This is a genomic window from Kitasatospora sp. NBC_00374 (genome assembly GCF_041434935.1).
GTDB lineage: Bacteria > Actinomycetota > Actinomycetes > Streptomycetales > Streptomycetaceae > Kitasatospora.
Genome location: NZ_CP107964.1, coordinates 974,251 through 985,783, shown reverse-complemented (window position 1 = coordinate 985,783; position 11,533 = coordinate 974,251). Strand labels below are relative to the sequence as shown.

Sequence of the window (11,533 nt, the reverse complement as noted above, 5' to 3'; positions counted from 1 at the left end):
CTCACCTGAACCACCGGACCACCGACCCCGCGAGGAGCACACCATGTTCGCCGTTGTCGTCAACGACGAGGAGCAGTACTCGGTCTGGCCCGCCCACCGTGAGGTGCCCGCCGGCTGGCACCCCGAGGGCACCCGCGGCACCCGCGCGGAGTGCCTGGCCCGCATCGCCGAGATCTGGACCGACCTGCGCCCGCTCAGCGCCCGCCGCTGAACCGGGCCGCCCGCCCGGCCACGACGGGTGCCCCGGGGCGGCGGCGCCGCGTCCTGGACCGGCCCGGTCAGGGCCGGCGGAGGAGCCCGACGACGTGGCCGTCGTGGTCGACCACTGGCCAGCTGTCCAGCTCCCGCTGCTGCATGGCGGCGAACGCCGTGGCGGCGGGCATGCCGGCGGCGGCGAACGGGGCCCGGTCGAACACGATGTCACGGACGGGCGTGCGCTCGGTGTACCAGGAGCGCGCACGGAACGGCGCGAGCTGCAGAGCGGTCAGCAGCCCGGCGCAGCGGCCGTCGTCGCCCCGGACCAGGAGGTGGTCCGTGCCGGAGCCCTGCAGGATGTCCAGGGCGGTGTCCACCATGACGTCGTCGTCGACCTGCAGCCCGGGCGGGTCCATCAGGTCGCCGACGGTGGCGGTGAGGTACGGGGTGGCGGGCTGGAGGGTCACGGTCATACGCGGGGCTCCTTCGAGTGGCCTTCGGCCGGGCCGCCGGCGATCAGGGCATCGGCGGTGAGAGGGTTGCGGGGGTCGGCCGCCGCCGCCATCAGCCTGCGGGCCTCGTCCGCGGTGGTCTCCGGCGGCACCACCAGGAGGTCGAGGCGGTGGGTCGTGTAGGACCGGACCATGATCTCGTGCTCGTCCTGTTCCCGGTCGAACCAGCCGGCGTGGACGTTGTGGCCGGCCACCGGTATGCGGCGCGGGACGGCGGGCCACCGGGCGGGATTCACGGTGATCCGGGTGACCCGGCCCCAGCTGCGGTCCAGTTCCGCCGCCAGGGCGGGGAGTTCGCGGAGCAGGTCGCGGGAGCGGGGCCACCAGGCGCCGTCCAGCCTTCCCGCGGGCGTTCCGGTGGGTGTCAGCGAGAGCCGCAGGGGCTCCGGCGGCGAAGGCGCGGCCGTCGCGGGAACTGAAGTCAGGGTGATGGCGCGGGGCCTGTCCCCAGGCCCCGAGGTGGGGCCCGGCGTCGCGGATCTCCGAAGGGCGAGGCCGGCGTCGGAGCCGGTCTGCGAAGTGCCCTCGGTGGGGCCATGCTACCCGGGACGGCCGCCGGCCCGGCCGGATCCGTCCGCCGCCCTGATCCTCCCCGCCAGCAGTGCGACGTCCACCCGGCGGGTGGTGTCGACGCGGTGCACCGTCCCGAGGGCCAGCGGGACGGCCGTCCGGCTCCACAGCTCCCAGCGCCCGTCCGGGTCCGGGTCCGTACCCGGCAGGTCGTCGAGGTGCACCGGGTGCCGGCCCGCGGCCCGCTCAGCGCAGCGGCGCCGCGCGACCTCCGGCGGCACCTCGCACCAGACCTCCTGGACCTCCGACACACCGGCCCTGGCCAGCCCGGCCGTCGCGAACGGGCGGGTGCCGCCGAGCCACGGGCTCTCCAGCACCGCGCCGCCGGGCGCGTGCCCCAGCAGCGTCCACAGCGTCTCGGCGGCGGCGCGGCCGAGGGCACTGCTCCACCCCCGCGCGGTGGAACCGGGCGGGGGCCCGAGCCCGAGCGTGTCGGCCAGGGTCTCCTTGACCGCGTCCTTGCTGAACAGCGGTAGGCCCAACTCCTGTGCGAGGGACCGGGCGAGGGTGGTCTTCCCGGCGCCCGGCAGCCCGTTCACCAGCACCGTGGTCACCCCGCGATGGTAGCCGGCCGGTCGGGCCGTTCAGCCGCAGGCGGCCGCCAGCGCGGCCACGAAGTCCGCCGCCAGCGCGGCGACCACGGGCTCCTCGAAGGCGAGCGCGTTGTACTGCAGCCAGCACCGCAGTCCGCCGTCCGGCTGCTCCACCACGGTCAGCTCCGGCACCCCGCGGTCCCCGCCGGGCAGCGGCCACGGGACGGTGCTGCCGCGCGGCAGTTCCCACGGCCCGCAGCTCAGGCCCGGCAGCTGAGCCGGGGCCGCCCAGGCCTCGTACCGCAGCCAGGCCGCGAACGGCGCCGCCGGGCTGAACTCGGCGAAGGGGTAGAGCTGGTGGTCCAGGGCCGCGGTGGCGACGCCCCGCAGCCGGTCGAGCAGCTCGGCGAAGCCCGGGCCGCCGGAGGCGTCCACCCGCAGCAGCAGCGACTGCACGAAGCACCCCACCGCCCGCTCGGCCTCCGGCCGCGGACGGCCCGGCACCGGTGTCATCAGCACCAGGTCGGGCCGGCCGCTGCGGGCCGCGAGCAGGCCGGCCCACGCCGCCGCCACGGCCAGGAACGGGGTGGCGCCCAGCTCGGCGGCGCGCTCCCGCAGCGCGGCCGCCCGCTCCGCGGGCAGCGCGAACTCGTGTCCCCGGGTGAGGACTTCGTCCACCGCCCGGCGGCCGGCGAACGGCTCGACGGCCTGCGGCGCCCCGGCGAGCGCGCCCGCGAAGTGCGCCCGGGAGGCCGGCCAGTGCCCGTTGGACCACTCCACCAGCTCCCGGTAGCCGAGGCCGGGCCGCGGGGGCGGGGCGCTCCGCCCCCGCCGCAGCGCCGAGTAGAGCACCCCGAGATCCGCCAGCAGCACCCCGATCGACCAGCCGTCGCCGACCATGTGGTGGACGGCGAGCAGCACCACGTGGTCCTCGGCGCCCCGGCTGACCACCAGCAGCCGGGCCATCGGGTCGCGGGCCAGGTCGGTCAGCCGGTCCCGTTCGGCGACCAGCAGCGCGTCGACCTCGGCGTCGCTCGCACCGGGCGCCGCCAGCAGGGTGATCCGGGCGTTCGGCTCCTCGTCCAGCACGGTGCGCACCACCCCCGGCTGCCCGGCCACCGGCTCGAACCGGGTGCGCAGGGCCGGGTGGCGGCGGACGGCCTCGGTGAGGGCCAGCCCGAGCGTCTCGGGCTCCAGCCGGTCGTCCACCCGGAACAGCGCGGTCACCGCGCCGGCGTCCCGGCCGGGCGCCCCGGCCATCCAGCGGAAGAAGTTCTCCTGCTGCGAGCTGAGCGGGACGGCGTGCGGCTGCGCCCGCAGCCGGGCCAGGTAGGGGGTGACGGCGGCCGCGGCGGGGCCGTCGGCGCGGGTGTCCGCCGTCCGGCCGGGGTGGTCCAGCCAGGCGGCCTGGGCGCGCAGCGAGGGCCGTTCGAAGACCAGCGCGGTGCCGGTCGGCACCGCGAACTCCTCGGTGATCGCGGCGGCCAGCTGGACGGCCCGGAAGGAGTCGCCGCCGAGCGCGAAGAACTCGTCGGCCACGTCGGTGACCGTCCGTCCCAGCAGCCGCCGCCAGATCGAGGCCAGCCGCAGCTCGGTGGGCGTGGCCGGGGGAGCGGCGGGGCCGGCCGGGGGCTCGGGTCCGTCGAACAGCGGCCGCAGCCGGTGCTTGACCACCTTACCGGACGGGTTCCTGGGCAGCTCGTCCACGAGCAGGATGCGGACCGGCAGTTCGGGCCGGCTCAGCCGGGTGCTCAGGAACAGCCGCAGGCCGTCCAGGTCCAGGCCGCCCGGCGCCGGGATCACGGCGGCCACCGGGACGGCCCCCATCACCGGGTGCGGCAGGCCGAGCGCCGCCGCGTCCGCGACCTGCGGGTGCTCGTGCAGCACCTCCTCGATCCGCAGCGTGGACACCTTCAGCGCACCGGACTTGACGACCTCGCTCTCCCGGTCGACCAGGTGGAGGTACCCCTCGGCGTCCAGCCGCCCCAGATCGCCCATCCGTACCCAACCGCCCCGGAACACCGCCGATCCGCCGGCCGGCTCGCCGAGGTAGCCGCGCGGCGGGCCGGGCTGTCGCAGCCACACCTCGCCGACCTCGCCGACGGGCACGGCCGCACCCGTGTCGTCGAGCACCCGCAGGTCCGCCGGGTCGGTCGGGCGCCCGACCGACCCGGGGCGGCGGGCGTCCACGACCGCCGAGATCTGCGCGGGGGAGGACTCGGCCGAGGTGTAGGTGTTGACGAGCGTCGCGCCGGGCAGCGCGGCGGCGAGTGCCGCGGCGACCGGCCCGGGCAGTGCGGCGGCGGAGGAGCTGACCAGCTTCACACCGGACAGGTCGTGCCGCTGCGCGGCCCCGGAGTTGAGCAGCTCCACGGCCATCGACGGCACCAGGAACACCGTGCCGACGCCGAACTCCGCCACCGCCGCGCCGAACTCCTCCGCGGCGAACCGAGGCAGGCTGAGCACGGTCGGCGCGCCCGTCAGCGCGCCGAGCAGCATCACCTGCCCGGCGTTGGTGCCGATCGGGAAGGCGTGCAGCGCGTACCGCGAGTGCGCGTACGGCCTCGGGCGTGGCCGCAGGGCCAGCCCGGCGGTCAGGTTGCCGTGCGCGGCCAGTACGCCCTTGGGGTCGCCGGTGGTGCCCGAGGTGCCGATGACCTGCGCCGGGTCCTGCGGTCCCACCCGGTAGGGCGCCGCGTCGGGGGCCGCCGGGTGCCGCGCCAGCAGCGTGTCCAGCACCAGGTCGGTGGTGCCGGGCAGGGCGGCGAGCGCGGGGCTGCGCAGGGCGGTGCCGGCCTCCGCGAGGGCGGCCAGCCGGGCCGCGTCGGCCTCGGTCAGGTCCTCCCGGACGGGTACCGGCACCCCGCCCGCGTACTGCACGGCCAGGAACGCCACCGCGTACCGCTCCCACTCGGCGTTCGGGAACCGCAGCACGACCCGCCGCCCGGGGCGCACCCCGGCGCCGGCCAGGCCGAGGGCCGCGCGCAGGGCGCGCTCGCGCCAGGCCCGGTAGGTGACGGAGCTGCCGCCGACCACCTGGAGCGCGACCCGGTCGGGGTGGTCGGCGGCCCGGGCGTCCAGCAGGTCGGGGACGGTCAGCGGCGGGTGCGTGATGGGGGCGATGACGGCTCCAGGTACGGCTCTCCGGGCGGGCCGCCGCCCGGCGTGAACTCTGCTGTGCCGTGGGCGCGCTGACGGTTCGTGGCGCCGGCCCGACGGCTCCGCTATGGTCTGGACCAATGCGCGGACCTCGCGAGAGTACGGCCGCAGTGTCGCGCTTGTGTCGCACCGCCGAACGCCGACCGCAGGAGGGCCATGGACGTCCGGACCGCCGAGCCGTGCCCCGCCGGCCAGCACCTCGCCGAACTGCTCGCCCGCCCCGGCCCCTACCGCATCCGGTGGCTGCGCCAGGTCGCCCGGGCCACCCCGGACCGGGTCAACCAGGCCGCCGTCGCCCGCGTCCTGGCCCAGTGGCTCTGGCTCAACGGCGAGGCCCCCGAGAGCGAGACGCTGCCCCGCGCCCTGCGCGACCGGGTCTCCCGCGCGCTCGGCGGCCGGCAGCTGTCCGCCGGCACCCTGCGGCTGTTCGCCGCGGCCTTCGCGCTCAGCGAGCGGGACGAGGCCGACCTCTGGGCCCTGCTCGACGAGGACCGCACGGCCCGGCCCTGAGCGGCCGGCCGCGCGGCAATCCGATTGCGCACGTCCGCCGGCCGGTGGCATCGTCGCGCCCATGACGACGACGACAGTGGTGGTGCGGAGGCTCGCGGCCGAGGAGTGGACGGGCTACCGCGAGGTGCGGCTGGCCGCCCTGGCCGACGCGCCCGAGGCCTTCGGCTCGACCCTGGCCCGCGAACAGGCCTTCACCGAGGACGTCTGGCGCGGCCGGCTGCTGGCGCGCAACACCCTGGTCGCCGAGCGCGACGGCGAATCGCTCGGGCTGGTCGGGATCGTCCCGGCGGGCCCCGGGCAGGCCGAGCTGGTCTCGATGTGGGTGCACCCGGCCGCCCGCGGCCTGGGCGTGGGCGACCTGCTGGTGCGGGCCGCGATCGAGCGGGCCGGGCGGCTGGGGCTGCCGGAGGTGCTGCTGTGGGTCGCCGAGGCGAACGCGCCCGCCGAGCGCCTGTACACCCGGCACGGCTTCGGCCGCACCGGCGAGGTCCAGCCCGTCGACGAGGAGAGCGACCGGGGCCTGGAGTTCGCCATGCTGCGCCCGGCCACGGGCTGACCCGGCGCGGGACGGGCCCGCCGCCGCTTCACCGGCCACCTCCGGACGGCTGGTCACCGCTCGTACCGTGGGCCGTTCGCCCGCCGCCGAAGGAGCCCACCGCCATGACCGGCCCGTACCCGCCGATCGAACCGTACGACCACGGGATGCTCGACACCGGGGACGGCAACCTCGTCTACTGGGAGGCCTGCGGCAACCCGGACGGCAAGCCCGCACTGGTGGTCCACGGCGGCCCCGGCTCGGGCTGCACGCCGGGCGCGCGCCGCAGGTTCGACCCGGAGCTGTACCGGATCATCCTGTTCGACCAGCGCGGCTGCGGTCGCAGCACCCCGCACGCGAGCGACCCGTCGGCCGACATGAGCCTCAACACGACCGAACACCTGCTCGCCGACATGGAGCGGCTGCGCGAGTACCTCGGGGTGGAGAACTGGCTGCTCCACGGCGGCTCCTGGGGCTCCACCCTGATCCTGGCCTACGCGCAGCGCCACCCCGAGCGGGTCTCTCAGATCGTCATCGCCGCCGTCACCACCACCCGGCGGTCCGAGACCGACTGGCTCTACCGCGGCGTGCGCCGCTTCTTCCCCGAGCAGTGGGCGCGCTTCCGGGCGGGGGTGCCGGCGGCCGAGCGGGACGGCGACCTGGTCGCGGCCTACGCCCGGCTGATGGAACATCCCGACCCGTCCGTCCGGGAGCGGGCCGCCGTCGACTGGGCGGCCTGGGAGGACGCGGTGCTCTCGATGGAGCCCAGCGGCGCGCCCCGTCCGTACGGTGACCGGCCGCCGGCCGCGCTGCTGGCCTTCGTGCGGATCTGCTCGCACTACTTCGCGCACGGCGCCTGGCTGGAGGAGGGCGCCCTGCTGCGCGACGCGGGCCGCCTGGCGGGCATCCCCGGGGTGCTGGTCCACGGCAGGCTCGACCTCAGCACCCCGCTCGACACGGCCTGGGAGCTCGCCCGTGCCTGGCCCGACGCGCGGCTGGTGGTGGTGGACGACTCCGGGCACAAGGGCAGCGACGCCCAGCAGCGGGAGGTCCTCGACGCGATCGAGCGGTTCGCCCGACACTGAGGGGACGTCAGGCCGACACGCCGTCAGGCCGACACGCCCCGCCGCACCCGACACGCGCGAACCGGGCAAGGAGAACCGTTTCACCCGATTGGTCCCGCTCTAGGGTGATCCCGTCCCCCTCCGTCCCGACGGGAAAGCGAGCCCGCTCCGCCATGCGTATCCGCACCACCGCTGCTGTCGCCACAGCCGCCCTGGCACTCCTGTGGTCCGTCCCCGGCCACGCGGTCGCCGCCCAGGGCACCTTCGCGTACACCTACGTCAACGAGCTCGGCCTGCGGACACCCGGCGAACTCGTCGACCCGGCGGACCGGGTCTGCATCGGTGTACCCGAGGACACCGGCGGCCGCGGCCTGCCGGCCTTCGCCCCGGACAACCGGACCGACTCCCCGGCCCTGCTCTACCTGGAGAAGGACTGCACGGGCGCGACCCACCTGCTCGCGCCGGGCCGGCAGCTGAGCGACCGGCTGCTGCTCCGGTCGGTCCGCTTCCTCTCCTGACCCGCGACCCGCCCCGGGCCGGTCCCGCACGGGCGGCCCGGGCGTCACGAGGCCCGTCGCGGCGCCGCCCGCTTGGCGGCGGCGGCCTTCTTCGCCGGCGCCTTCGCCGCGCTCTTCGCGGCCGGCTCCCCGGCGCGCTTCGCCGGGCTCTTCGCGGCGGCGGTCTTCTTGCCGGCGGGCTTCCGCGCCGCCGTCCGCTGCCCGGGCGAGGCCGCCTCGGCCCCCGCGTCTTCCCGGGCCCCGTCCGCCGGCGCGGCGGCCCTGCCGTGCACCTCCTTGGCCGCCTTCACGCTGCTGCGCAGCACCGCCATCAGGTCGATCACGTCGGCGCCCGCCGTCTCGGCCGGCTCCTCCCCGTGCGGGGTCTCCACCCCGGCAAGCTTCGCCTCGATCAGCTGCTCCAGGGCCTGCTGGTACTCGTCGTGCAGCGCGGACAGGTCGAAGTCCTCCGACAGGGTGTCCATCAACGACCGGGCCATCTTCAGCTCCTGCGGCCGCACCGTCACCGACTCGTCCGGCGCGACCCCCTCGGCCGACCGCACCTCGTCCGGCCACAGGCAGGTCTGCAGCACCAGCGCGTCGCCGCGCACCCGCAGCACCGCCAGCGACTCCCTCGTCCGCATCGTCACCTTGGTGACGGCGATCTGCCCGGACTCCACCAGGGCGTCGCGCAGCAGCACGTACGGCTTGGCGGGCGCCTTGTCGGCCGTCGACACGTAGTAGGCCTTGGCCAGCATCATCGGGTCGATCGAGTCGGCCGGGACGAACGCCAGCACGTCGATGATCTTCTTGCTCGGCAGCGGCAGCTCGGCCAGGTCCGACTCGTCCAGCACCACCTGGCGCCCGTCGGGGGACTCGTACCCCTTGACCACCTCGCCGTACGGGACCTCGACGCCCTCCGCCTCGCAGAAGCGCTTCAGCCGGATCCGCGAGCCGTCCTTCGCGTGCATCTGGTGCAGGGTCGGCCCGCTGTGCTCCTCGGTCGCGGCGTACAGCTGGACGGGCACGCTGACCAGCCCGAACGTGATGACGCCCTTCCAGGTGACCTGTGGCATAGCCCATCCCTTTCGCGGGGATCTACCACGTTATGCCGGAGCGCCAGGTCACGGAAGTCGAGGGCCGCCGCCTGGTCCTGTCCCACCTCGACAAGGTCCTGTGGCCGGTCACCGGCTGGACCAAGGGCGAGGCGCTCTACTACTACGCCCAGGTCGCCCCGGCCATGCTGCCGCACCTGCGGCGCCGGCCCGCGACCTTCCTGCGCTTCCCCTCCGGGATCGGCGAGGAGGGCTTCTTCGCCAAGAACCCGCCGCCCGGCCTGCCCGACTGGGTGCACACCGTGACCGTCCCCACCCACGAGGGCCCGAAGGACCGGGTCACCGTGGACGACCTCGCCACCCTGATGACGGTCGGCAACGGCTACGCCCTGGAGCTGCACGTCCCGCAGTGGACGGCCGACACCGGCCCGACCCACCACGACCGGCTGGTCGTCGACCTCGACCCCGGGCCCGGCGCCGACCTGGTCCAGTGCTGCCGGGCCGCCCTGCTGATCCGCGAGCGGCTCGCCGCCGACGGCCTGCGCGCCCACCCCAAGACCTCCGGGAGCAAGGGCCTGCACCTGTACGCGGCGCTGCGCCCCGCCCCCGCCAAGGCGGTCGGCGCGTACGCCAGGGCGCTGGCCGAACGGCTGGCCGCCGACCACCCCGACCTGATGGTGTCCCGGATGGCGAAGGCACTGCGCCGGGGCCGGGTCTTCGTCGACTGGTCGCAGAACGCGACGGCCAAGACCACCGCCGCGCCCTACACCCTTCGGGCGACCCCGGTCCCCGGGGTGTCCGCCCCCGTGAGCTGGGCGGAGATCGAGAGCTGCACCCGGGCCGAGGACCTGGCCTTCACACCCGACCAGGTCCTGGAACGCGTCGCCGCGCACGGCGACCTGCTGGCGCCGCTGCTGGACGAGGACGCCCCGCTGCCCGATTGAGCGACCGTACGAGCGGCCGCGAGAGCTACGAGGCGGGCTCGGCGGGCTCGGCGATCAGCGCGGTGGCGACCCGGCGGAAGCCCGCCCGGCCGTAGATCCGGGCGACGGCCTCGTCGTCCGCCGAGAGGAACACCGTCGCGGCGCCGCGCGCGCGGGCGTCGGCCACCAGACACGCGGTGACGGCCAGCGCCAGGCCCCGGCGGCGGGCGGCCGGCAGCGTCCCGACGCCGACCACCTCGGTGACCCCGTCCACCGGCTGGTGCATCCCCGAGCAGAGCGGGGAGCCGTCCGGGGCCAGCGCGGCGGCCGTCACGGTCAGCCCGGCCCGCATCCGGCCGGCGACCCGCTCCAGCGTGCCGTCCGTCAGGAGCTCCGCCGTGGCGGCGGCCAGCTCGGCCGGGCCGGCCGCGCCGATCCCGGTGCCGGGCTCGGCGAACGCCAGCCGCGGTACGGCGAGCGCACCGGCGAGCTCGGGGGCGTCCGGGTCGAGCAACCGGACGGTGAGGTCGGCCGGCAGCCCGGGGGCGTCGGGGTCGAGCGCCATCAGCGGGTGGGCGTGCACGGTCAGGCCGCTGGCCTCCACCGCCTCCCGCAGCCCGGGCGCGTTCTCCGCCACCCACTCGAAGCTCTCCGGGACGCCCAGCTCCCGCTGGCGGGCCCGGACGCGGTCGACGTCAGCGACCGTGGCGGCCGGGCCGTCCCAGCCGAGCGTCGGGCGGCCGTAGTACCCCCAGCCCTCCCCGTTGCGGACGAACAGGGTCAGCGGCCCGAAGTCCTCGGCCCGGGCGGCGGACCGGGGTACCGCGTCGTAGTAGCGCTCGATGCGGGCGAGCAGGTCATCGGTGTCGGTCTTCGTGAAGTGCACAGCGCATCCAAGCAACCGCCGCCCGTACGCGCCACCGATTTGCCGGGAAGCCGCCTGGAGCGCGGGCGCGGCCGCGTCCGGGTGAGCCGCCGGGGTGTCGCAACTCCCTTGGCCGGCCGACGAGGTGACGATGGCCGTTGGCGCCGGCCGACCGGCCGGAGCCGGGACGGTACGAGCGAGAACGGAGTCCGGCATGGCTGCTTCCACCCCGAACGGTGTCTTCCGGATCGGCGACTTCGGTCCGGAGGAGAACTTCCTGACCCTGCAGGACGGGCTGAGCGACCCCGGGACACCGGTCCTGATGCTGCCGGCCAACGGCATGGGCGAGCAGGAGTGGCGCATCGAGCCGGCCGGCGAGGGCGCCTGCACGATCGCGAACATCAGGACCCGGACGTTCCTCGGGTACGCGGGGGACCCCGACTTCAATCTCCCGGTGGGCGGATTCCCCGAGCCGCGCCGCTGGCGGCTCACCCCGGCCGACGCGCCGGGTGACTTCGTCGTCGCCGTCCCCGCGGCCGAACTGGTCCTCGGGCGCAGCCCGGCGCGGGTGCTCCCGCCGCCGGCCGCACTGGTGGGGTCGGCCGGCGGGTCGGCCGGTTGGCGCTTCCACCCGGTGGGGTAGGGCCCGGCGTCCGTGCCCCGCCGGCGCTACCGGTCGGCCGCGCCCGGGTCCGCGATGCCGACGATGTACTGGTCGGCGAGCCGCACCCGGTACCGGACGTGCCGGGTACCGCCGTCGGCGGCGTACTGGGTGAGGTCCACCGCGTCGGCCGCGCAGGCGGCGGACCACCGCACCGGCACACCGGCGCCGCGGAACACCGGGTCGGCGGCCGGGTGCCGCTCGGCCCACCGGTCGAGCCGCAGGTTGAGCTCGGGCGTGAGGTAGAGCGCGCGGATCTCCGAGGGGGTGCGGCCGGTGGGCCCCTCGCCGAGTACGGCGTCGCGGTAGGCGCCGACGAACTGGACCACCAGCGCCGTTCCGCAGTCGGTCGCGGAGGCGGCGGCCCGCGGGGCCGGGGCGGGGGCTGCGGCGAGGGCCAGTGCGGCGAGGGCGGCGGCGGTGAGCGGCTGCTTCAAGGATCCTCCGGAGGTGG

14 protein-coding genes are annotated in these 11,533 nt (G+C 76.3%); 7 read left to right on the top strand and 7 right to left on the bottom strand.

Annotated features, from left to right (window positions below; translation table 11 throughout):
* Positions 1 to 43: 43 nt before the first annotated feature.
* Positions 44 to 211, top strand: a complete 168-nt coding sequence (locus tag OG871_RS04610) for an MbtH family protein (protein ID WP_371494373.1) — start codon at positions 44 to 46, stop codon at positions 209 to 211.
* A gap of 67 nt (positions 212 to 278) precedes the next feature.
* On the opposite strand, the gene OG871_RS04605 is transcribed toward OG871_RS04610, so the two are convergent.
* The 4 genes from OG871_RS04605 to OG871_RS04590 form a co-directional block, all read right to left on the bottom strand.
* Positions 279 to 668: a CBS domain-containing protein gene (locus OG871_RS04605; RefSeq protein WP_371494372.1), complete on the bottom strand. Its 390-nt coding sequence runs from the start codon at positions 666 to 668 to the stop codon at positions 279 to 281.
* Positions 665 to 1,075 (bottom strand): DUF5994 family protein, encoded by a 411-nt coding sequence (locus tag OG871_RS04600; protein ID WP_371503211.1) that lies wholly within the window; start codon positions 1,073 to 1,075, stop codon positions 665 to 667. The genes OG871_RS04605 and OG871_RS04600 overlap by 4 nt, the downstream gene beginning before the upstream one ends.
* Positions 1,076 to 1,246: 171 nt before the next feature.
* Complete coding sequence (locus tag OG871_RS04595) at positions 1,247 to 1,831, bottom strand: AAA family ATPase (RefSeq protein WP_371494371.1); 585 nt, start codon at positions 1,829 to 1,831, stop codon at positions 1,247 to 1,249.
* A 30-nt stretch (positions 1,832 to 1,861) separates the two neighbouring features.
* A complete protein-coding gene (locus tag OG871_RS04590) occupies positions 1,862 to 5,050 on the bottom strand; it encodes an AMP-binding protein (protein WP_371494370.1) in 3,189 nt (1,062 codons plus the stop codon).
* A gap of 75 nt (positions 5,051 to 5,125) precedes the next feature.
* Between OG871_RS04590 and OG871_RS04585 the strand changes: the two genes are divergently transcribed.
* The 4 genes from OG871_RS04585 to OG871_RS04570 all read left to right on the top strand — a co-directional run bounded on the left by OG871_RS04585 (position 5,126) and on the right by OG871_RS04570 (position 7,596).
* Positions 5,126 to 5,479, top strand: coding sequence for a hypothetical protein (locus OG871_RS04585; RefSeq protein WP_371494369.1), 354 nt, complete (start codon positions 5,126 to 5,128; stop codon positions 5,477 to 5,479).
* Positions 5,480 to 5,540: 61 nt separating this feature from the next.
* On the top strand, positions 5,541 to 6,035 hold the full coding sequence (locus tag OG871_RS04580; protein ID WP_371494368.1) for a GNAT family N-acetyltransferase: 495 nt from the start codon (positions 5,541 to 5,543) through the stop codon (positions 6,033 to 6,035).
* Positions 6,036 to 6,139: 104 nt separating this feature from the next.
* On the top strand, positions 6,140 to 7,099 hold the full coding sequence (gene pip / locus OG871_RS04575; RefSeq protein WP_371494367.1) for a prolyl aminopeptidase: 960 nt from the start codon (positions 6,140 to 6,142) through the stop codon (positions 7,097 to 7,099).
* Between the two features lie 152 nt (positions 7,100 to 7,251).
* Entirely contained in the window at positions 7,252 to 7,596 is a 345-nt protein-coding gene (locus tag OG871_RS04570; protein WP_371494366.1) for a hypothetical protein, read from the top strand.
* 44 nt (positions 7,597 to 7,640) lie between these two features.
* Here OG871_RS04570 and OG871_RS04565 read toward each other — a convergent pair whose 3' ends face one another.
* Positions 7,641 to 8,651 (bottom strand): Ku protein, encoded by a 1,011-nt coding sequence (locus tag OG871_RS04565; RefSeq protein WP_371494365.1) that lies wholly within the window; start codon positions 8,649 to 8,651, stop codon positions 7,641 to 7,643.
* Positions 8,652 to 8,683: 32 nt separating this feature from the next.
* On the opposite strand from OG871_RS04565, the gene ligD reads away from it, so the two are divergent.
* On the top strand, positions 8,684 to 9,574 hold the full coding sequence (ligD, locus tag OG871_RS04560) for a non-homologous end-joining DNA ligase (RefSeq protein ID WP_371494364.1): 891 nt from the start codon (positions 8,684 to 8,686) through the stop codon (positions 9,572 to 9,574).
* Positions 9,575 to 9,599: 25 nt separating this feature from the next.
* Here ligD and OG871_RS04555 read toward each other — a convergent pair whose 3' ends face one another.
* Positions 9,600 to 10,439, bottom strand: coding sequence for a GNAT family N-acetyltransferase (locus OG871_RS04555; protein ID WP_371494363.1), 840 nt, complete (start codon positions 10,437 to 10,439; stop codon positions 9,600 to 9,602).
* A gap of 193 nt (positions 10,440 to 10,632) precedes the next feature.
* On the opposite strand from OG871_RS04555, the gene OG871_RS04550 reads away from it, so the two are divergent.
* The gene (locus OG871_RS04550) at positions 10,633 to 11,061 is read left to right on the top strand and encodes a hypothetical protein (protein ID WP_371494362.1); all 429 of its coding nucleotides are present in this window, start codon (positions 10,633 to 10,635) and stop codon (positions 11,059 to 11,061) included.
* A 26-nt stretch (positions 11,062 to 11,087) separates the two neighbouring features.
* Here OG871_RS04550 and OG871_RS04545 read toward each other — a convergent pair whose 3' ends face one another.
* Positions 11,088 to 11,516 (bottom strand): hypothetical protein, encoded by a 429-nt coding sequence (locus tag OG871_RS04545; protein WP_371494361.1) that lies wholly within the window; start codon positions 11,514 to 11,516, stop codon positions 11,088 to 11,090.
* Between the last annotated feature and the right edge of the window lie 17 nt (positions 11,517 to 11,533).